At 58.3% G+C, this 18,355-nt stretch carries 22 protein-coding genes and 1 tRNA gene; 11 read left to right on the forward strand and 12 right to left on the reverse strand.

What is annotated here, in order from left to right:
• Window positions 1-15 precede the first annotated feature (15 nt).
• Both CAF73_RS11245 and CAF73_RS11250 read left to right on the forward strand, forming a co-directional pair.
• Window positions 16-429 (forward strand): hypothetical protein, encoded by a 414-nt coding sequence (locus CAF73_RS11245; RefSeq protein WP_085702715.1) that lies wholly within the window; start codon window positions 16-18, stop codon window positions 427-429.
• A 6-nt stretch (window positions 430-435) separates the two neighbouring features.
• A complete protein-coding gene (locus CAF73_RS11250) occupies window positions 436-888 on the forward strand; it encodes a hypothetical protein (RefSeq protein ID WP_085698044.1) in 453 nt (150 codons plus the stop codon).
• A 70-nt stretch (window positions 889-958) separates the two neighbouring features.
• On the opposite strand, the gene gabP is transcribed toward CAF73_RS11250, so the two are convergent.
• Window positions 959-2,350: a GABA permease gene (gene gabP, locus CAF73_RS11255; protein WP_085698043.1), complete on the reverse strand. Its 1,392-nt coding sequence runs from the start codon at window positions 2,348-2,350 to the stop codon at window positions 959-961.
• A gap of 552 nt (window positions 2,351-2,902) precedes the next feature.
• Here gabP and CAF73_RS11260 point away from each other — a divergent pair.
• The 7 genes from CAF73_RS11260 (at window position 2,903) to CAF73_RS11290 (ending at window position 8,425) form a co-directional block, all read left to right on the forward strand.
• A complete protein-coding gene (locus tag CAF73_RS11260; RefSeq protein WP_007897462.1) occupies window positions 2,903-3,676 on the forward strand; it encodes an ABC transporter ATP-binding protein in 774 nt (257 codons plus the stop codon).
• 13 nt (window positions 3,677-3,689) lie between these two features.
• On the forward strand, window positions 3,690-4,436 hold the full coding sequence (locus CAF73_RS11265) for an ABC transporter substrate-binding protein (protein WP_085684088.1): 747 nt from the start codon (window positions 3,690-3,692) through the stop codon (window positions 4,434-4,436).
• A 78-nt stretch (window positions 4,437-4,514) separates the two neighbouring features.
• Window positions 4,515-5,210: an ABC transporter permease gene (locus tag CAF73_RS11270; RefSeq protein WP_085698042.1), complete on the forward strand. Its 696-nt coding sequence runs from the start codon at window positions 4,515-4,517 to the stop codon at window positions 5,208-5,210.
• A complete protein-coding gene (locus CAF73_RS11275) occupies window positions 5,207-5,896 on the forward strand; it encodes an ABC transporter permease (RefSeq protein ID WP_007952568.1) in 690 nt (229 codons plus the stop codon). The genes CAF73_RS11270 and CAF73_RS11275 overlap by 4 nt, the downstream gene beginning before the upstream one ends.
• Window positions 5,877-7,112, forward strand: coding sequence for a methyltransferase (locus tag CAF73_RS11280; RefSeq protein WP_085702716.1), 1,236 nt, complete (start codon window positions 5,877-5,879; stop codon window positions 7,110-7,112). The genes CAF73_RS11275 and CAF73_RS11280 overlap by 20 nt, the downstream gene beginning before the upstream one ends.
• Window positions 7,113-7,457: 345 nt before the next feature.
• Window positions 7,458-8,273, forward strand: coding sequence for an FkbM family methyltransferase (locus CAF73_RS11285; RefSeq protein WP_085702717.1), 816 nt, complete (start codon window positions 7,458-7,460; stop codon window positions 8,271-8,273).
• A 76-nt stretch (window positions 8,274-8,349) separates the two neighbouring features.
• Window positions 8,350-8,425: transfer RNA gene (locus CAF73_RS11290), tRNA-Thr, on the forward strand.
• 115 nt (window positions 8,426-8,540) lie between these two features.
• On the opposite strand, the gene CAF73_RS11295 is transcribed toward CAF73_RS11290, so the two are convergent.
• Window positions 8,541-8,966 (reverse strand): type II toxin-antitoxin system HicB family antitoxin, encoded by a 426-nt coding sequence (locus CAF73_RS11295; RefSeq protein ID WP_074689493.1) that lies wholly within the window; start codon window positions 8,964-8,966, stop codon window positions 8,541-8,543.
• A gap of 528 nt (window positions 8,967-9,494) precedes the next feature.
• On the opposite strand from CAF73_RS11295, the gene CAF73_RS11300 reads away from it, so the two are divergent.
• On the forward strand, window positions 9,495-9,761 hold the full coding sequence (locus tag CAF73_RS11300; protein WP_085702718.1) for a DUF3077 domain-containing protein: 267 nt from the start codon (window positions 9,495-9,497) through the stop codon (window positions 9,759-9,761).
• A gap of 59 nt (window positions 9,762-9,820) precedes the next feature.
• Here the strand turns inward: CAF73_RS11300 and CAF73_RS11305 are convergent, their stop codons facing one another.
• The 4 genes from CAF73_RS11305 to CAF73_RS30165 form a co-directional block, all read right to left on the reverse strand.
• The gene (locus CAF73_RS11305) at window positions 9,821-10,531 is read right to left on the reverse strand and encodes an SDR family NAD(P)-dependent oxidoreductase (protein ID WP_085608639.1); all 711 of its coding nucleotides are present in this window, start codon (window positions 10,529-10,531) and stop codon (window positions 9,821-9,823) included.
• A 33-nt stretch (window positions 10,532-10,564) separates the two neighbouring features.
• On the reverse strand, window positions 10,565-11,209 hold the full coding sequence (locus CAF73_RS11310) for a DsbA family oxidoreductase (protein WP_085702719.1): 645 nt from the start codon (window positions 11,207-11,209) through the stop codon (window positions 10,565-10,567).
• A complete protein-coding gene (locus tag CAF73_RS11315; protein WP_007952610.1) occupies window positions 11,206-11,424 on the reverse strand; it encodes a 4-oxalocrotonate tautomerase family protein in 219 nt (72 codons plus the stop codon). Before CAF73_RS11315 ends, CAF73_RS11310 begins: the two co-directional genes overlap by 4 nt.
• Window positions 11,425-11,772: 348 nt before the next feature.
• Window positions 11,773-12,306, reverse strand: coding sequence for a PBECR2 nuclease fold domain-containing protein (locus tag CAF73_RS30165; RefSeq protein ID WP_227234136.1), 534 nt, complete (start codon window positions 12,304-12,306; stop codon window positions 11,773-11,775).
• Between the two features lie 446 nt (window positions 12,307-12,752).
• On the opposite strand from CAF73_RS30165, the gene CAF73_RS11325 reads away from it, so the two are divergent.
• Window positions 12,753-13,679: a LysR family transcriptional regulator gene (locus tag CAF73_RS11325; RefSeq protein WP_085698035.1), complete on the forward strand. Its 927-nt coding sequence runs from the start codon at window positions 12,753-12,755 to the stop codon at window positions 13,677-13,679.
• On the opposite strand, the gene CAF73_RS11330 is transcribed toward CAF73_RS11325, so the two are convergent.
• The 6 genes from CAF73_RS11330 to CAF73_RS11355 all read right to left on the reverse strand — a co-directional run bounded on the left by CAF73_RS11330 (window position 13,596) and on the right by CAF73_RS11355 (window position 18,310).
• Window positions 13,596-13,913 (reverse strand): AzlD domain-containing protein, encoded by a 318-nt coding sequence (locus CAF73_RS11330; RefSeq protein ID WP_007952614.1) that lies wholly within the window; start codon window positions 13,911-13,913, stop codon window positions 13,596-13,598. The two genes, CAF73_RS11325 and CAF73_RS11330, sit on opposite strands and share 84 nt — an antisense overlap.
• Window positions 13,892-14,608 (reverse strand): AzlC family ABC transporter permease, encoded by a 717-nt coding sequence (locus CAF73_RS11335; protein ID WP_085702720.1) that lies wholly within the window; start codon window positions 14,606-14,608, stop codon window positions 13,892-13,894. The genes CAF73_RS11330 and CAF73_RS11335 overlap by 22 nt, the downstream gene beginning before the upstream one ends.
• Window positions 14,605-14,982: a GNAT family N-acetyltransferase gene (locus CAF73_RS11340; protein ID WP_007952618.1), complete on the reverse strand. Its 378-nt coding sequence runs from the start codon at window positions 14,980-14,982 to the stop codon at window positions 14,605-14,607. Before CAF73_RS11340 ends, CAF73_RS11335 begins: the two co-directional genes overlap by 4 nt.
• Window positions 14,983-15,061: 79 nt before the next feature.
• Window positions 15,062-15,808, reverse strand: a complete 747-nt coding sequence (locus CAF73_RS11345) for a 2OG-Fe dioxygenase family protein (RefSeq protein WP_011331995.1) — start codon at window positions 15,806-15,808, stop codon at window positions 15,062-15,064.
• Window positions 15,809-16,040: 232 nt separating this feature from the next.
• On the reverse strand, window positions 16,041-17,342 hold the full coding sequence (locus CAF73_RS11350; protein ID WP_085702721.1) for an OprD family porin: 1,302 nt from the start codon (window positions 17,340-17,342) through the stop codon (window positions 16,041-16,043).
• Between the two features lie 299 nt (window positions 17,343-17,641).
• On the reverse strand, window positions 17,642-18,310 hold the full coding sequence (locus CAF73_RS11355; RefSeq protein WP_085702722.1) for a DsbA family protein: 669 nt from the start codon (window positions 18,308-18,310) through the stop codon (window positions 17,642-17,644).
• Window positions 18,311-18,355 lie beyond the last annotated feature (45 nt).

Here is an 18,355-nt window from a genome sequence, read left to right on the forward strand (position 1 = left end):
CACGGAACACACACCATGGCTTCCGCCAACAAGCAGCAAAAACGCGCCGCCCGAGCCAAGACCAAAGCCAGGCAGAACCGCACCAAGCGTGCCGAAGCACCGGTCGAGCTGGACCCGAACGACGACCGCATCGATTTCGAATCGGTGGACCTGACCGAACTGTTCAAGAAAATGATCGACGCCGAGAAGATCAGCCAGCAGGCCATGTGCACCGCATTCCTCGAAGACCCGTTGCTGGAGCTGGTGTACGAGCAGGAAGGCGAAGAAGGCGCGATGGATTTCATCCTCGCCGCCCTGATCGAGTACCGCCAGTGGTCCACCGAAACCGACGAAGTCGGCGCCCTGGCCTGGATCGAGTCGCCTGAATTCCAGAAAGACTATGTGGCCGCGTCCGACGCGATCGCCGCACAAACCCAACAGAAAAACTGAGTTCCCATGGCATCCCTGAACAAGCAGCAGAAACGCGCCAAACGCGCCAAGGCCAAAGCCAAGCAGATCCGCATGGTCGGCCGCAAACCTCTGGCCCTGGACGATGACCACGGTCACCTGGCGGAGCCGATCCCGGAATACACCCTGGCGATGTTCAGCAAAATGCGCGACGCCGAAGCCGTCAGCCGCGACGAAATGCTGCTGACCCTGCTGCGGGAGCTGGCGTTCATCATCGTCGACCATCCTGAACTGCTGGACATGGAAAATGCTGACGACGAAGGCATGGCCGCCACTCACCTGGCCGCCGACATGCTGATCGACTACCGCATGTGGGCCGACGGAATGGATCGCGAGACCGCCCAGGCCTGGCTGAGCGAGCCGCAGTTCATCACCGATTTCGGGAAGGCACTGGACACCTACGGCCAGTCGCTCGAAGCGCAGGAAGAAAAGAGCGAATAAACCTCGCCCGCAAACAAAAACGGCCGCTTGTCATCGCTGACAGCGGCCGTTTTGCATGACGCGATACGGATCAGTTCAACACCACCGCACCACGGTTTTCTGCCTTGCGACGGCGTGCCACGAGCAGGCCGGTCGCGACAACCACCAGGCTCAGCAGGCCGGTCGCGAGGATTTCCACGCGGTGGGCTTCCTGGAACAGCATGATGGTCAGGGCCGCCACGATGAATACGATCACCGCGTAGGTCAGGCCCGGGAACAGCCACATGCTGAAGACGATTTTCTCGCCGCGAGCCACGCGTTGTTTACGCATGCGCAGTTGCGAAATCGCGATCACCAGGTACACCAGCAGTGCGATGGCGCCGGAGCTGGCCAGCAGGAACTCGAACACCGCAGCCGGGGCCACGTAGTTGGCGAAGGTGCACAGGAACGCCGCGCCGGTGGACAGCATCACCGCCCAGTAGGGGGTGCCGCTCTTGTTGGTGCGGGTCGACATGGCTGGAGCATCGCCCCGTTTGCCGAGGGAGAACAGCATGCGCGAAGAGGTGTACAGCGCCGAGTTCAGGCAGCTGGTCACAGCGACCAGTACCACGATGTCGACGATCATCTTGGCATTCGGGATGCCCATGCGCTCAAGCACGGTCTGGTAGGAACCGAGGCTGGCCAGTGCAGGATCGTTCCATGGCACCAGCGCCACGACGATGAAGATCGATACGAGGTAGAACAGACCGATCCGCCAGATCACCGAGTTGGTGGCCTTGGAAATCTGTTTGCCAGGGTTCTTCGATTCCGCGGCCGCGATGGTCACGATCTCGGTACCCATGAAGGAGAACATGGTGGTCAGGATCGCGCCCAGCACCGCGCCCATGCCGTTCGGCAGGAAGCCCTGGGTGTCGAAGATGTGCGAAACGCCGCTGACCTGGCTGTTCGGCAGGAAGCCGAAAATGGCCGCGACGCCGAGAATGATGAAACCAATGATCGCCACGACTTTGAGCAGGGCGAACCAGAATTCGAACTCACCGTAGTTTTTCACGCTGAACAGGTTGGTCACGGTCAGCAGCATGGTGATGATCAGCGCGAATGCCCAGATTTCCACACTCGGAAACCAGGCGTGCAGGATGGTTGCGGCGGCGTTGGCCTCCAGCGGAATCACCAGAACCCAGAACCACCAGTACAGCCAGCCGATGGTGAAACCGGCCCAATGACCGATGGCACGGTCGGCGTAAGTCGAGAACGAGCCAGTGTCAGGCGAGGCGACAGCCATCTCGCCAAGCATGCGCATGACCAGCACAACCAGCGCGCCAGCAGCGGCGTAAGCCAGCAGAACAGCGGGACCGGCGGCGGCGATGGCATGGCCGGAGCCTACGAACAGACCTGCACCGATCACCCCGGCGATCGACAGCATGGTCACATGACGCGGTTTGAGCCCCTGTTCGAGGCCATTGGAGCTTTGGGTACTGCTCATTGAAACTACCTTTGCGAGGAAAGCGATGGCGTCCGGCCCGTCTGGCGTTCCTTCTCGTAAAAAGAATCCAACGGGGCGTTCCGAATTCTGCACGCAATAATTGCGCCAAAATGTTTCAAAGTCTTCTGGCCCGCGGTTTTCAGCGCGACCGGACAGTCATCGCAAGTCATTGAGAATAATGGCCTTTCGCCAAAGCGTTACCCTGCGACCCACTTTTCAAACGAATCAGCGCACCAGAAACACACTGAAAAAGTACGGGATGCACAATAAAAGGGCGAATGAGGAACGTTCGGCCGGTTAGCGCTTCCAACACCCCGCCAAAGGTGGCAACATCGCGCCTTTTTTTACGCGACACCCACGGGAATCCACGTTCAAACACCCGTTCGGTTGTTGATGGGGCGACAGTCTGCTGCGCCGATGCGACAACCTGTCACACGCCATCCGTTTACCGCTCGTAGCGCTGTTGGCTGCCATTGAAACGCTATGCTAGCTTGGCCGCCTCGCCAGGAAGGCCAACCAACAGCAGGAGCGCAACATATATGAGGAACGCACATGGCTGAGGCCACGCCCGCGCTTGAAATCCGCAACTTGCACAAACGCTACGGACAGCTTGAGGTGCTCAAAGGCATCTCGCTGACCGCCCGCGACGGCGATGTGATCTCGATCCTCGGTTCCTCCGGTTCCGGCAAGTCCACGTTCCTGCGTTGCATCAACCTGTTGGAAAACCCGCACCAGGGCCAGATCCTGGTCGCCGGCGAAGAACTCAAGCTCAAGGCCGCCAAGAATGGCGAACTGGTTGCCGCCGACGGCAAACAGATCAATCGCCTGCGCTCCGAGATTGGTTTTGTATTTCAAAACTTTAATCTATGGCCGCACATGAGCGTGCTCGACAACATCATCGAAGCCCCGCGCCGCGTGCTCGGCCAGAGCAAGGCCGAAGCCATCGAAGTCGCCGAAGCGCTGCTGGCCAAGGTCGGCATCGCCGACAAGCGCCACGCCTACCCGGCGCAACTGTCCGGCGGCCAGCAACAGCGCGCGGCGATTGCCCGCACACTGGCGATGCAGCCCAAGGTGATCCTGTTCGACGAACCCACCTCCGCCCTTGACCCGGAAATGGTCCAGGAAGTACTTAATGTCATCCGCGCACTGGCCGAAGAAGGCCGCACCATGCTGCTCGTGACCCATGAAATGGGATTCGCCCGTCAGGTCTCCAGCGAAGTGGTGTTCCTCCACCAGGGCCTGGTCGAAGAGCAAGGATCGCCACAGCAGGTGTTCGAGAACCCGCTTTCGGCGCGCTGCAAACAATTCATGTCCAGCAACCGCTAACGGAGCTACCCGCATGCAGAACTACAAAAAGGTCTTCCTGGCCGCCGCCGTCACTCTCGCGTTCAGCGCCGGTGCCATGGCCGAGACCCTTAAGATGGGCATCGAAGCGGCTTACCCGCCGTTCAACAACAAAGACGCCAGCGGCAACGTCGTCGGCTTCGATAAAGACATCGGCGACGCCCTGTGCGCCAAGATGAAAGTTGAATGCTCCGTAGTCACCTCGGACTGGGACGGCATCATCCCGGCCCTGAACGCCAAGAAGTTCGACTTCCTGATTTCCTCGATGTCGATCACCGACGAGCGCAAGCAAGCGGTGGATTTCACCGACCCGTACTACTCCAACAAGCTGCAATTCATCGCGCCGAAGGATAAAGAGTTCAAGACCGACAAGGACTCCCTGAAAGGCAAAGTGATCGGTGCCCAACGCGCGACCCTCGCCGGTACGTACATGGAAGACAACATGCCGGGCGTCGAAGTGAAACTCTACGACACCCAGGAAAACGCCTACCTCGACCTGACTTCCGGTCGTCTGGACGGCATCCTCGCCGACAAATACGTCAACTACGAATGGCTGAAAAGCGACGCTGGCAAAGCCTACGAATTCAAAGGCGACCCGGTGGAAGAAAGCGACAAGATCGGTATCGCTGTACGCAAAGGCGACCCGATCCGCGAGAAGCTGAACGCTGCACTGAAGGAAATCGTCGCCGACGGTACCTACAAGAAGATCAACGACAAGTACTTCCCGTTCAGCATCTACTGATCCTGACCTGCCGGATCGGCACCGTCACATGGCGGCGCCGATCCCCGGCCTTGCCTGCCGCGATTTGAAAAGAAATCCATGATTATCGACCTCCACGGATTCGGCCCGGCGCTCTTCGCCGGCGCGCTGATGACCGTCAAACTGGCACTCTCGGCCCTGTGCCTGGGGCTGGTGCTCGGTCTGCTCGGCGCCTTGGCCAAGACTTCCCCGTACAAGCCGTTGCAGTGGCTTGGCGGAACCTATTCGACCCTGGTGCGCGGTGTCCCGGAATTGCTCTGGGTGCTGTTGATCTACTTCGGTACGGTCAACGCGATGCGCGCGCTCGGTGAGTTCCTCGGCAATCCCGAACTGGAACTCAGCGCCTTTGCCGCCGGCGTCATTGCGCTGGGCCTGTGCTTCGGCGCCTACGCCACAGAGGTGTTTCGTGGCGCGATCCTCGCCATTCCCAAAGGCCACCGTGAGGCCGGCGTGGCCCTGGGCCTGTCGAAATGGCGGATCTTCACCAAATTGATCATGCCGCAGATGTGGCGCATCGCCCTGCCCGGCCTGGGTAACCTTTTCATGATCCTGATGAAGGACACCGCGCTGGTGTCGGTCATTGGCCTGGAAGAAATCATGCGTCACGCGCAGATCGGCGTGACCGTGTCCAAGCAGCCATTCACCTTTTATATGGTGGCGGCGCTCATGTACCTGTGCCTGACCGTGCTGGCGATGATCGGCATGCATCTGCTGGAAAAACGCGCCGCACGCGGCTTCGCGAGGAGCGCTCAATGAATTGGGAAGTCATCATCAAATGGCTGCCGAAACTGGCCCAGGGCGCGACGCTGACCCTGGAACTGGTGGCCATCGCCGTGATCGCCGGTTTGCTGCTGGCAATTCCGCTGGGTATCGCCCGTTCTTCGAAGCTGTGGTACGTGCGCGCTTTGCCCTACGCCTACATCTTCTTTTTCCGTGGCACGCCGTTGCTGGTTCAACTGTTCCTGGTCTACTACGGCCTGGCGCAGTTCGATGCGGTGCGTAACAGCTCGATGTGGCCATACCTGCGCGACCCGTTCTGGTGCGCCACTGCGACCATGACCCTGCACACCGCAGCGTACATCGCCGAGATCCTGCGCGGCGCGATCCAGGCGATTCCGCCGGGCGAGATCGAAGCGGCACGGGCACTGGGCATGTCACGGCCGAAAGCACTGTTCTACATCATCCTGCCGCGTGCCGCGCGCATCGGTCTGCCGGCCTACAGCAACGAAGTAATCCTGATGCTCAAGGCCAGCGCCCTGGCCAGCACCGTGACTCTGCTGGAACTGACCGGCATGGCGCGCACGATCATTGCCCGCACTTACTTGCCGGTGGAGATCTTCTTCGCTGCCGGTGTGTTCTACCTGGTGATGGCCTACGTGCTGGTTCGCGGCTTCAAGCTGCTTGAACGCTGGCTGCGCGTCGATGCGTGCCAGGGGCGCTGATTCTTCTGACGTGCTGATGGGCGAGGATCTGCTCGCCCGTTTCACGGCACTGGATACATTTCTCACAGCGCATCAGGCGCTGTGGAAACCCCGCCCGTTCACTCATCTGCAACTGCCTTGGGAAGCGTCCTACCCGGAACTGGCCTCGTGGCTACGCAGGCGATCGCTGGAAGATGCGGAAAACGCCCACAACCAACCTGCCGAACTTATAGATTCGCCGGAGCCGTTTGCTTCATTGGCAACGTTGTCGCTTGAGCTGGGTTCGGTGGGTGATTTGCCTGCGCATACGCTGGAAGCCGCCGGACATCGCCTGAATATCGATGTGCCGGGGCGCAAATGGCAGCAGATCGAGGCGTTCGCCAGTCGCTTGTCGTTTGCCGCGCAACCGAAGCACTGGCTGGATTGGTGTTCGGGCAAAGGCCACTTGGGCCGGCGTCTGCTCGGTGCTGACCAGCAACTTACCTGTCTGGAATATGACCCGGCGCTGGTCGCCAGCGGTCAGGCATTGAGTCAGCGTCATCATTTGCATGCGCTGCATGTCGAGCAGGATGTGCTTGCGGCGAACACCGCATTGTTGCTGAGCGCCGAGCACACGCCCGTCGCTCTGCACGCATGCGGTGACTTGCACGTGCGGTTGATGCAACTGGGTTCGGCGGCTGGTTGCCGACAATTGGCCATCGCCCCGTGTTGCTACAACCGGATCAGTCACACGGAGTATCAGGCGCTATCTTGCGCCGGTTCGCGATCAGCCCTGCAGCTCTCGCTGGAAGATCTGTCCCTGCCAATGAGCGAAACCGTCACGGCTGGTGCCCGCGTCCGACGTCAGCGTGACGCCTCCATGGCCCGCCGACTGGCCTTTGATCTATTGCAACGGCAAGTGCGTGGCGTCGACGAATACTTGCCGACGCCGTCCCTGCCGAGCGCCTGGCTGGACAAACCGTTCGCCGATTACTGCCGCGATCTGGCAGCGTTGAAAGAGTTATCCACAGTTGGCGCGCCAGATTGGGTAGCACTGGAAGCCGCTGGTTGGCAGCGATTGGCCGAAGTTCGCAACCTGGAATTGCTGCGCGGACTGTTCCGACGGCCGCTGGAGCTTTGGCTGAATCTGGATCGGGCACTTTTCCTCACCGAACAAGGATATGTCGTACGTCTCGGCACCTTCTGCGAGGCGCCGCTCACACCGCGCAATTTCCTGTTGCTGGCAGAACGCGATTAATCCTTCACAGCCTGTGGATAACTCTGTTGATGGAATTGTCGTGGATCCAATATCTACGGTTGTTTCAGGCCATTAACAGCCTTGGTCATTTTTTGTTCATGAAAAGAAAAAACCGGCAAAACAGGGATTTGCAACTCAGATGAGAACCCGTTCACAAAAACCTGCCTAAGCGCGTTCTCTACAAAGCCTGTTGTGCATAAGCCTTCGAATAAAAGGACATAACCGCCGAATCGCGGACGCCGGCAACCGGCAATTGCGCCTGCCCACCGCCCTTGTTATACAGACCTACGCCGTGCAGGTAGCGCACGCCCGAACAAGAAAAAATCTGACCGACAGGAAGCGACCGTGACGTTCATTTCTTACGCACAGAATTTCGAGGACGTTCGCCTCTGGCGCGCCCTGCAGTATTTTGAAAACGGTTTTTATATCGACGTCGGCGCCAATGACCCGATCCACGACTCGGTCACCAAGGCCTTTTACGATCGTGGCTGGCAGGGCATCAATGTCGAACCGATGCAGAACTACCACGACGCACTCCGCCAGCATCGCCCCCGCGACACCACGCTGCAATGCGTGGCCAGCGACCAGCCGGGCGAACTGACCTTTTACGGTATTCCCGACACTGGCCTGTCCACCGCTGACCCGGTCATTGCACAAGAGCGCAAAAACCTCGGCATGAACGTGCAAAGCCTCACCGTCAATGCACGCACACTGACTTCAATCTGCGAAGAACACGCCGCCGAGCGGCCGATCCACTTCCTGAAAATCGACGTTGAAGGCCATGAGGAAACCGTCCTGCGCGGCATGGACTTCAACCGTTTCCGCCCATGGATCATTCTCATCGAAACCCCATGGGAGCGCGACCACACCTGGGAACACCTGGTGACCGACGCCGGCTACACCAACGTCCTGTTCGACGGCCTCAACAGCTTCTTCCTCGCCAACGAACACATCAACCTCAAACCCGCGTTCGACCTGCCACCGTGCAATCTCGACAACTTCCAGCTGTGCAAAGGCCACAACCTCGCCCACCCGGTGAACCCGGCACTGGAAACCGCCCTGCAACGCGCCGAACAAGCCGAAGCCGAACTGCGAGCCATGCAAAACAGCCGCGCCTGGCGCGCTGTACAAAAACTGCGCAACGTCCTGCGCCGGGCGTGATTCGAAGAGGGCGCAAAAATAGTCTGAATTCAGGGGTTTACAGAAGCACCCGAGTCGCTATAATCGTCGCCCACACGCCGGTATAGCTCAGATGGTAGAGCAACTGACTTGTAATCAGTAGGTCCCGGGTTCGATTCCTGGTGCCGGCACCATACAAAACAAAGCCCCTGCAGAAATGCAGGGGCTTTGTTGTTTCTGGGGTTTGGGTTTTCCGCGCCAAATGAAAAGCCCCCAACAGCAATCGCTGTCGGGGGCTTTTCTCCAATCCTACGCAGCCTCAACCGAGAGCAAAATCCGGCGCCCAAGCTGCTGCAATGCACGCTCGACATTCTCGATCTTGGAGTGATGCAGGAAATCGACTAATCGATCTACCTGGGGTCGTTGTACACCCAAGCGTCGTGCCAGTTCAGCTTTGCTGACCCCAGACTCCAGAAGCGTATTCCAGAGCCCAACCTTTGCCGCAGTCAGTGCAGGCAGACGCAATACCGCGTCACTTTCCTGCTCTCCCGCATCACCTGTCGGAATCAATCGGCGATCATCAACGTAGATCGACAAGGCTGTTTCCATTGCATCTATGGCGCCGTCGAGTGCTTCCTCGAGGGTGTCGCCAGCGGCGTGCATCTCTGGAATTTCTGCGCAGGACAACCAGACACTGCTCGGCTCCTCGTGGACTTCCAACGCATATTCGAACATCACGTTTCCTCTCATGGGGTACAAACTCAGTCTCACCCTTGTGGCCTAGCTGCATCGCTGAAACTCGATGTCGCTTATGCGCATCACGCGCTATTTCGGCAGAGCGACCGTGCAACATATTTGTTACCCATGCAACATAAGTGTTGCATGTGAGTATGTCGTCCTCCTCGCCACCACCTGGCCACGATTGCGCTCAACCCTCCCCCACGCTACCGTCAATCCCGTCGCTGCCAATTCAGCGACCGGGCCTGATAACCCGCGTAAGATACAGGCGCACCAGCGCCCCAACCCACGTTTGTCGGCGCTTTTTCATGCCTGCAATTCCGTGTAATGGCGGCTGTGCGTGGGAGACCTTTGGGTCTGCCGGGTTCCTGTATCTCCGGTTTATCAGCCTGCGCATAGCTGCCACCCCATTCGCCTGATAACGAATTGGCAGCCCTCATTTGATACAGGGAGTTTCACAAATGATTAGCATCGATCCGTCCAGAGTCTGCCCTTTCCACCAACCAGCCAACGGTAGGTGAAGCCATGACCAACCCCAACGATCTGAAAACCCTCGGCCTCACCCATTTCTCCTTCCAGTCCAACCACGCACTCTTCCGCACCAACCCCGGCGTCCCGGTCGTCACCGCCCTCTCCCACGCCTCCCACCTGCTTCATATTTCCAAATTGCTCACCTCGGATACTTCTGCAGCCAACGACCCGGAACTCCACGCCTGCGCCTCGCAATATTTGCAGGAGTTGAGCAAGGCGCTGGTCGATGATGCGGTCAAAGTGTTGAGTCCGGATCCGTAATCCGCCGCCCATAAAAAAAGCCCTCGCATCGCTGCGAGGGCTTTGTGTTACCGGATCAATCAGTGCCCAGCGCTCTGCCCGCCATCCACATGCAGAATCTCACCGGTCACAAAGTTGGCGTTATCGAGATACACCACCGCCTGCGCAATGTCGTCGATCTCGCCCATGTGCCCAACCGGATGCAGCGCACCCAGTGCCGCGTGGGTTTCCTCGCCGTGCATCGGCGTTTTGATGATGCCCGGCGATACCGCGTTCACCCGGATTCCGCGTTTGGCGTATTCGATGGCCAGGGATTTGGTGGCGGCGTTGAGGCCGCCCTTGGTCAGGGAAGCGAGGACCGAAGGCACGCCGTCGATGGCATGGTCGACCAGGCTGGTGGTGATGTTGACCACGTGGCCCTTGCCCTGTTTTTCCATCTCGGCGATGGCCAGTTGGGTGATGTAGAAGAAGCCGTTGAGGTTGACCGACAGCACCGCCGCGTAGTCTTCCGGGGTGTAGGCGGTGAACGGTTTGGCGACGAAGATACCGGCGTTGTTGACCAGGGTGTCGATGCGGCCGAAGCGTGCCACGCCTTCGCTGATCACGCGTTGAGCAGTGGCCGGGTCGCCGATGTCGCCGGCGATGGTGAGGATCTGCGGGTCGTTCGACGGTTTGATCGAGCGCGAGGTGGCGACGATGTTGTAGCCCAGTTCACGGAAGGCCTTGACCATGCCTTCGCCCAGACCTTGGGAAGCACCGGTGATAACAACGGTTTTTTTCGAGTTGCTCATGATGAAATCCTCAATCAATAAGTGGGTGTTGAATCAGGCGATAGCCAGTTGTTTCAGCATTTGTTCGTAGTACTCGACCGATTGCGAACCGGACACCAGGTGCTTGCCGTTCAGGATCAGCGCGGGCACCGAGTTGATCCCGTGCTGCCGGTAGAACGCCTGCAGTTGGCGCACTTCGCTGGCGAATTCGTCGTTGGCCAGCACCTTGCGAGCCCTCGCCGCATCCAGCCCCGCTTCGGTCGCCAGACGGATCAGCGTCGGGTGATCGTTGGGGTTGTCACCATCGCGGAAGTAAGCGCGCAGCAGGATCTTTTTCAGCGCAACCTGCCGCCCTTCCTGCGCCGCCCACATCAGCAAGCGATGGGCGTCGAAGGTGTTGTGAAAGTGCGTGCGTTTCTCCAGGTCGAACTCGAAACCGATGGCCTTGCCGCGTTCGATCTGCATCTTCTTGCCGGCAGCGACGTCTTCGGCGGTGCGGCCGTATTTGCGCATCAGATGCTGCACGGCCGGTTCACCTTCGGCGGGCATGTCCGGGTTGAGTTCGAAGGGCTTGTAGGTCAGCTCCACCGAAATCTCGCCGGCCAGATTGCCGATCGCCTGCTCCAGCGCTGTCGCCCCGAGTGCGCACCAGGGGCACACCACGTCGGAAACGAAATCGATGGTCACGGTCGGGGTCATGACTGACCCCGTTCCGCCAGTTGTCGGCGGTATTCGGTGGTGGTGATGCCGGCGTAGCCCCAGTTATCGGTGTCGACTTCTTCGATCACGATGTGGGTCAGGTCCGGGCGTTTGTTGAGGACGCGTTCCAGGGTTTCAGTGATTTCGGCGATCACCTGAGCTTTCTGCTCACGGGTAACGCCGTCGCGGGTGATGCGTACGCTGACAAATGGCATGACGACTACTCCAGTGACCTGCCCTCGGGATGATGGTCAGGTGTTGGAGCTCAATTTAGGCGCGTGCCGGGAGGGGAAAAAGTAGGGGCGGGGTACTTCATTTGTGAGGTGGTGTAATGAATTGAAACACCTACGTCGCTCCCAGTTACCCCCTGAAGTCTCGGGTTGACACATCGAATTCAGTGGCCGAGAATCGGCCCCAAGAGCGCGAAACCGACTGCCATCAGGTGGCTATAGTCGGCGTTAGGAACCCCGTTGATGACCTGAAAATCAGCGTTCGGGTGAGACCTCTTCTCCCCTGCTTGAGGGAGCACAATATCAAGCAACTTTTTCGTGAAGGGCAGCCTATCAAGGCTGCCCTTTTTGTTTGGACCATCGGTAACGTTGAAACAGTAGCTCTCCATGCCGATGCTTGTTCAGACCCTTTTTTTCACAGTTCATGAAGTTCCAGAGTACGTTGCCATGATCGATATGGATCACGACCAGCATCTGGTATTTCGTGTTGTAGGCACCGATATATGAGAGCCGGAAAGAGTCGTCATCGTAGGAAATCTTCCAGATCTCTAACGGTTTTTTCAGGGTGTCTTGCGCGAAGTCTGTGAAGCGCTCCCGAGCATTCGGACGTTTTTCCACAATGTGCAACAAGTGCTCGCGCCTCACCAGAACTGGGCAAATGGGTGTCTCAATCACAGTCGAATTGAGGCCGTCATGAAGTCCGAAGCCTTTGGCAACTTGCTCCCATGCAGCCTCCAGACTCTCGGCGCCCGGACGTTCTCTGATCGCAGAAGTCAGCAACTCGGGATCAATGTCCCGAATGTCCGGTAAACCATGATCCTTCCAGTTCTTTTGTTCAGGTAACGCCATGCTCCAAGGCAAATTCATTGGCACCTTCTCGCTAGCTTCGCGGATGCCGGCATTGCCTGGATATCCAATGGCCTCGGACTGAAAAAGTCCCGAAAGTAACTGCCTGATATTTCAGCCACTTGCACTGCGCTAATAAATCAGCCCGTTCTTGTCTTTCAATAGGAGGCTTCCGACATCAACGCAGAACAGCGCGAGATGGCTTTACGAAATTGTCCCAGCCGCTGTAACCCAACCGCACAAAAAAGTGCCCGACTCCTTCGCGTCGTGCACTTTTTTTGACCCCAATCACCCCCGCGTCGCCAAAAACCCCGATCCTGTGTCAGCCTCCAGCCATCGGCGCGGACATCAATTCGCTACTAATTGCGCGACAACTATGCTCAGGTACAGGAATATAGCCGGCAAATGGAGCCGTTCAGGCCGTCACGTACACAACAATACCCAGCCCACTTCAGAGGGCATTACCCATGGATAGCAGAACCTTACGCAACCTCATGCGCATCGTGCAGACCGGCTCGTTGTCGGCCGCAGCCGAGCATTCGTGCCTGACCGTGCAGGCCCTGGCCGCACAGTTGAACAAGGTCGAAGAGCAGTTCGGTTTCCGCTTGTTTAGACGATCCAACAAGGGGCTGACGCTGACGCCGCAAGGCACGGAGCTGACGCCCTATATGGACAGAGTGCTGATTGCCACGCGGCAGATGGAAGAGAAAGTCGAAGCGTTGAAGGTGCCGGGACAGCGCACGCTGAAAGTGGCGTTGAACACTACACTGGACCCGGATTTCAACCGGCGACTGATCGGACGCCTGATCGAGGTGTTTCCCGACTATCAGATGGAATTCAGCTACGCCGAATCGATGGAAAACCTCAGCAAGCTGAAGAACGAGGACTTCGATCTGGCGGTGCTGATCGGGCCACAGCGTCCGGGCTTGCCGAGCATTGTCCTGCCGGAAGTGCAGGTGCAGGTGGTCGGCGCGCACTGTGGTCAGGAGAACGATCCGCTGACGTTGCTCGGCAACAAGTTTCAAGTGCGTCCGGCAGAAGATTGTCCGTATTCCCACAGCTTTTTGCGTTTTCTCGACGCCGGGCTGGGCAATTACGAGAACAGTCAGCGGACGATCTACTCCTGCAGCGAAACGCTGACCTTGTCGCTCATCACGCAGATGGACGCCATCGGCATGGTCTCTCGCGAGGCCGCTCAGAAAAACGGCCTGACGATCTTCCCCGGGTTCGAGGATTTCCTCGAAGTGCGCCTGGCGGTGAACAACCCGGACCTGTCCGGCCAGGCGTTGAACGACGTGGTCGATCTTCCGCTACATGAACGAGCCGAGCGCAATGTACGCAGCCGTCCCAACCGCCACACTGAGAAAGAGGTTTTTGCTGAAGTACGCACATAACAGCGTCGGAATCGCTGCATAAAATTCCGGGCGATCGAGCTGTATGTGCTGATCCTTGATCAACAAGGGTGTCAGGCTGATCGCAGCGACGATCGCCACCGGCAGGTATTCCAGCGCCCGGGCGACGAAGGGCGGCCAGTGCTCGGTGTTGACCTGCAGCGGCAGAGCCCGAGGCAGAAAGGTCACGGCCATCATGAGCGCGACCACCAGAATCAGGAACGTTTGGTCAGGCATACACCCACTCCGCAGCCCACAAACGTGGCGATGAAAACGTTGAACGGCGAGCTGCCCACCAGGCTCAGAGCGCCCATGCAGACGACGGCGGCCATGGCGGCGATGAGCTTGTTGCGGGTGTTGCACAGCGAGACCAGCACGTAGAGCATCATCGCGGTCAGCGCGTAATCGAGCTGGTACTTGATCAGGTGCGACGCGTACTGCGCACACAGGGCGCCGAGCAATCCGCCGATCACCCACGAGGTGTGGCAGAACAGGTTGAAGCCGATCAGATAGCGGATGTTCACCGGCGCACCGGTGCCGAGTTTGACGCTGTGGAAGGCAAACGATTCATCGGTCAGGCCGCCGGCGTAGCACCAGCGCTCCATGCGGCTCAGACCCAGCGCCCGCAGGGCTTTTGCCATGTAGACCGACATCAGCATGTGCCGCGCATTGATCAGAAACGTGGTCAGCACGATGGTGGTCAGCGACGCCCCGCTGCTGATCAGCGCCAGCGCCGCGAATTGCGAAGCCCCGGCATACACGAACAGACACATGGCCACCGGCAGCCACAGCGGCAGCCCCGCGTTGACCGCCATCAGCCCGAACACGAACGACACGGTGAAGTAACCGGCCACCACCGGGCTGGCTTCGGCAAAGGTGCGCGACGGCTGACGGTCGACCATCAGCGGCGCACTGCCGGATGTTTCATTCATAGATCCCTCTCAAATGTCCGCTCGCCATGAGGTTCGCAAAAACCCTGGGCCGTCCAGAAACGCTTGCCCGCGAGGTTAGCATCATCGACGAACAGGAACATCCGCAGCACACCGACCCGTTTCATGTCGGCCGACGCCGCTTCCACCAGCCGCTGGCCGACGCCCTGGCTGCGATAGCGCAGACTGACCGCCAGATGGTTGATCGTGCCGCGACTGCCGAGCATGCCACCCAGCACCGCGCCGACGATCTCGCCTTCGACATCGAAGGCCAGATAGGCCGTGGTAGTTTTCTGGATCAGCACGCCGCGCAGGCATTTGGCGTCCTGCCATTCGCAGAACGACACCTCGTCGAACTGGCGGAAGAAACGCTCCATGCGCTGCGCGTCCTTGGCCGTCGCGCGCCGCAGCACCACCGGCGTCGAGCATTCGACGCCGTCGATTGGGGTGATCTGATTAGCGAACAATGTCGAAAGCGGTCCCGGGCCGCGAGAAGGAAATCGCCAGGATCTGCCGGTACGCCATGGCGTGGGAGTGAGTGTTGCGTGCCGGTGTCACGTAGTGGCGCATGTCGCGGTCGAGGAAGTACGTGGTGTCGAGGATTTCCTGGTAGGTGGTCGACGCCAGTTGCTGCTCGTGAATGTCGTACAGGCGGCTTTCGGCGCCCTCGACATTGTTGCGCCCCCAGAAGTGCACGCCGCTGAACGGATAGCCGTCGCAGTGAATCCCCTCCGGAGTGATTTCCAGTTGTTTGCCGGGTTTGATCTCAATGCGGATCTGATGGATCTGGCACTGCCAGATTTCATCGTGCAGCTCTTCCGGCAACACGCTTTTGTACACTTCAAAATCGGTGTCGATCAGGCTGCGCATCACCGGCGAGCTGATGACTTCGTCCGAGAAGTCCTGGAAGTGCCGCACCACACCGCCCACATAGCTGTTGTTGGCCTTGGACTGCACGTACGCGCGATGTTCCAGCTGCTTCAGTTCGCGCGTCTTGGGGTTGTATTCAAAGTCGCTGTAACGACGGTAACGCATGCCGGCTTCGGCCTGACCGTAGTAACTGTCAGGCTCCATGTTTTCCCAACTTTTGGTCAGTCTGACGAAGTCGGCGAAATGACCGTAGAGATTGAAGTCAGCACCCTGCACATTGGCGTACTTGTCGCGCCGTAGCGATTCGCCCACTTCTCTGGTTAAAACGATCATTACCCAATTCTCCGCTGCGTTGAGCGGCCTAATCTATTAGGTGGAGAATTTGCGTCCATGAGAAAGAATTTCAGGCACTTAAAGCGCTGTTTGAAACGCGATTTGAAGCCGCCTGAAAGTGCATTTCAAATGACAAAAACACGGGTTTTTATGCTGTTTTTTCAAAAAGCGTCAAAAAAAAACCCCGAACGAGTCGGGGTTTTTCTGTCGCGTCTTGCGGGTCAATCGATCATCAGAAGACGTTGATCGGGTAATCCACAAACACACGCAGTTCGTTGCCGCTGACGTTGTATTCGCTGGATTTCTGCGACACACGCAGGATCGAGCTACGCAGCTTGATGCTCAGGTCTTTGGCCGGGCCACTTTGCACGACGTACTTGAACTGGTTGAAATATTCGCGCTCGGTACCGCCAGTGCTGGTGGAGGTAGTGATGTTGTCGCCACGCACGTACGCGAAGTTGTAGCTCAGACCCGGTACGCCGAACGCCGTGAAGTCCAGACCGTAACCCAACTGCCAGCTGCGCTCGTCTTCAGCATTGAAGTCGGACCAGTAGGAGTTGGCCAGGTAGATGGTATTGCCGCCATCACCCACGCGCCCTTGTTCTTTCTGATAGCCGCCATAGGCATAGCCCAGGTTGCTGTCACCAGTGGAGCGCTGATGCGCCACGGTGAACGAGTGCGGGCCGGTGGCGAAAGTTGCTGCCAGGCTCCAGATCTTGTTGTCGTCGCCGGTCACACCATTTTCGCGGACATAGGAGTTGTCCAGCTTGGTGCGGTAGCCGTTGAAGTCCAGGGTCAGGGACTGGTCCTTGTCGAACGGGAACACGTAGTTGGCGTTCACGTATTGCTTCTTCAGCACGTCTTCGACGTCGGAAGCGTACAGCGCAGCCTTGAACTGTTCGGTGAACTGGTAGCTACCGCCCAACACGTTGATCGACTTCAGACCACCGCTGTCACGACCTTCAGCGCTTTTACGCGATTCGGCAGTGAAGCGACCGGCATTCAGCTCCAGGCCTTTGATCTCTTTGGAAGTGATCAAGGTACCGGTGTAGCTTTCCGGCAACAGACGCACGTTGTCATAGCTCAGCACCGGCAGGGCCGGCATCTGGTCGCCGTAAGTCAATACGGTGTTGGAAATACGGAATTTGACGGCCGCGCCGCCCTTGGACAGGTCATGAGCGGCTTTATCGCTTGAGCCTGGCGGGTGATCGCCCTGCTTGAAAAAGTCGATACCCTGCGCGCCGGTATGGCCTTCGCCACCATCCAGACGCAGTGCATACAGACCGAAAGCGTCCACACCCACACCTACGGTGCCTTGAGTGAAACCGGACGAGAACGTACCGATGGCCGCCTGGCCCCACTCGGCTTTGTCTTTACGACCGTCTTTGTAGTCACGATTGATGTAGGCATTGCGCAGCAGCACTTTGAGGCTGCTGTCTTCCACAAAACCCTTGGACTCGGCCTGGTCGTTAGCCATTGCCTGAGTGGCGCTCAACATCCCCAGTGCGATCAAACTGATTCGCTTGTTCAACATTTTGTTTTCCTTATTACGGGTTGAAACGCGCTGTGTCGAACGGCTGAAACGGCGCTTGGTGCACTCTTTTATTCACCCCGAAACAAAAAGACCCGCTCAAGACAATGTCATGGCGGGCCTGCTCCTGATTTTGAATCATGGCGGTTAGCCACAGGCGTTGGGCCGAATCGTAGCCGCGCCCTCAACAATGTGTCAATTTCAAGAATCGTCTTTAAATAGGCGAAAAACGTCTAAAAAAAGTAAATTTTGCGATGGCCGATTGCACGGAAATGCCAGCAATCAGGGATTTTAATGCGGGATCATGCGCAACCCTCGAGGCCACAGACCGGCAGGCTTTCAGTCCCTCGCGCCGGTGTAAACGACTCCCTCAACCATTGGGCAAAAGCCTCTGGCTTGCCAAGCCACGGCCCGATATCAACCAATGCGAATTGACCGTCCTGTTCCAGTGCGAAAGTTGGAAAACCCTGCCCACCCAGTTTTGCCAACAGGGCGCGGCTGTTCTTTATGTGTTGTTCGGTGTCGACGGACTGCAAGGCATACAAGAACCTCTCGGCGTTGTAACCCTGCGTCACCGCGTATTCCACAAGCACACTTTGGTCGGCAATTCGCCGCCCTTCGACATAGTGCGCAGTCTGCAAACGCCCAAGCATTTCCAGACCACGGCCGTCGATTTTTTCGGCTGCCATCACAGCGGCAATGGGTGGTGTCGAATCAAATACCGCCGAGTGATCGCGCAACAGACCTTCGAAGTACGCTTCGCCAAACGGCTGACCGGTGTATTCGGCGATGCGCCGGTCGTGAGGCATCACGTAATTGCGAAGTTGCGGCGAAACGCTCTGGCGGTTGGCACCGGTCATCATGCCGCCGGCGTGGGCGATCACCGGCAGCACCTGCTGCGCGGCTTGCACCAGCGGTTTGGCGCCATAGCACCAGCCACACAGCGGGTCGTAGATGTAATGAAGAGCCATCGGAGAACTCCGGCAAAGGATGGGAAAGATGCCGGCACATTAGTC

It is taken from the genome of Pseudomonas sp. B15(2017), assembly GCF_002113215.1.
GTDB lineage: Bacteria > Pseudomonadota > Gammaproteobacteria > Pseudomonadales > Pseudomonadaceae > Aquipseudomonas.

What these genes read in the sequence shown, in the direction of transcription:
- CAF73_RS11245 (WP_085702715.1), top strand. Translation starts at nt 16, where the DNA reads ATGGCTTCCGCCAACAAGCAGCAAAAACGCGCCGCCCGAGCCAAGACC.
- CAF73_RS11250 (WP_085698044.1), top strand. Translation starts at nt 436, where the DNA reads ATGGCATCCCTGAACAAGCAGCAGAAACGCGCCAAACGCGCCAAGGCC.
- gabP (WP_085698043.1), bottom strand. Translation starts at nt 2,350, where the DNA reads ATGAGCAGTACCCAAAGCTCCAATGGCCTCGAACAGGGGCTCAAACCG.
- CAF73_RS11260 (WP_007897462.1), top strand. Translation starts at nt 2,903, where the DNA reads ATGGCTGAGGCCACGCCCGCGCTTGAAATCCGCAACTTGCACAAACGC.
- CAF73_RS11265 (WP_085684088.1), top strand. Translation starts at nt 3,690, where the DNA reads ATGCAGAACTACAAAAAGGTCTTCCTGGCCGCCGCCGTCACTCTCGCG.
- CAF73_RS11270 (WP_085698042.1), top strand. Translation starts at nt 4,515, where the DNA reads ATGATTATCGACCTCCACGGATTCGGCCCGGCGCTCTTCGCCGGCGCG.
- CAF73_RS11275 (WP_007952568.1), top strand. Translation starts at nt 5,207, where the DNA reads ATGAATTGGGAAGTCATCATCAAATGGCTGCCGAAACTGGCCCAGGGC.
- CAF73_RS11280 (WP_085702716.1), top strand. Translation starts at nt 5,877, where the DNA reads ATGCGTGCCAGGGGCGCTGATTCTTCTGACGTGCTGATGGGCGAGGAT.
- CAF73_RS11295 (WP_074689493.1), bottom strand. Translation starts at nt 8,966, where the DNA reads ATGTTCGAATATGCGTTGGAAGTCCACGAGGAGCCGAGCAGTGTCTGG.
- CAF73_RS11300 (WP_085702718.1), top strand. Translation starts at nt 9,495, where the DNA reads ATGACCAACCCCAACGATCTGAAAACCCTCGGCCTCACCCATTTCTCC.
- CAF73_RS11305 (WP_085608639.1), bottom strand. Translation starts at nt 10,531, where the DNA reads ATGAGCAACTCGAAAAAAACCGTTGTTATCACCGGTGCTTCCCAAGGT.
- CAF73_RS11310 (WP_085702719.1), bottom strand. Translation starts at nt 11,209, where the DNA reads ATGACCCCGACCGTGACCATCGATTTCGTTTCCGACGTGGTGTGCCCC.
- CAF73_RS11315 (WP_007952610.1), bottom strand. Translation starts at nt 11,424, where the DNA reads ATGCCATTTGTCAGCGTACGCATCACCCGCGACGGCGTTACCCGTGAG.
- CAF73_RS30165 (WP_227234136.1), bottom strand. Translation starts at nt 12,306, where the DNA reads ATGAATTTGCCTTGGAGCATGGCGTTACCTGAACAAAAGAACTGGAAG.
- CAF73_RS11325 (WP_085698035.1), top strand. Translation starts at nt 12,753, where the DNA reads ATGGATAGCAGAACCTTACGCAACCTCATGCGCATCGTGCAGACCGGC.
- CAF73_RS11330 (WP_007952614.1), bottom strand. Translation starts at nt 13,913, where the DNA reads ATGCCTGACCAAACGTTCCTGATTCTGGTGGTCGCGCTCATGATGGCC.
- CAF73_RS11335 (WP_085702720.1), bottom strand. Translation starts at nt 14,608, where the DNA reads ATGAATGAAACATCCGGCAGTGCGCCGCTGATGGTCGACCGTCAGCCG.
- CAF73_RS11340 (WP_007952618.1), bottom strand. Translation starts at nt 14,982, where the DNA reads ATGGAGCGTTTCTTCCGCCAGTTCGACGAGGTGTCGTTCTGCGAATGG.
- CAF73_RS11345 (WP_011331995.1), bottom strand. Translation starts at nt 15,808, where the DNA reads ATGATCGTTTTAACCAGAGAAGTGGGCGAATCGCTACGGCGCGACAAG.
- CAF73_RS11350 (WP_085702721.1), bottom strand. Translation starts at nt 17,342, where the DNA reads ATGTTGAACAAGCGAATCAGTTTGATCGCACTGGGGATGTTGAGCGCC.
- CAF73_RS11355 (WP_085702722.1), bottom strand. Translation starts at nt 18,310, where the DNA reads ATGGCTCTTCATTACATCTACGACCCGCTGTGTGGCTGGTGCTATGGC.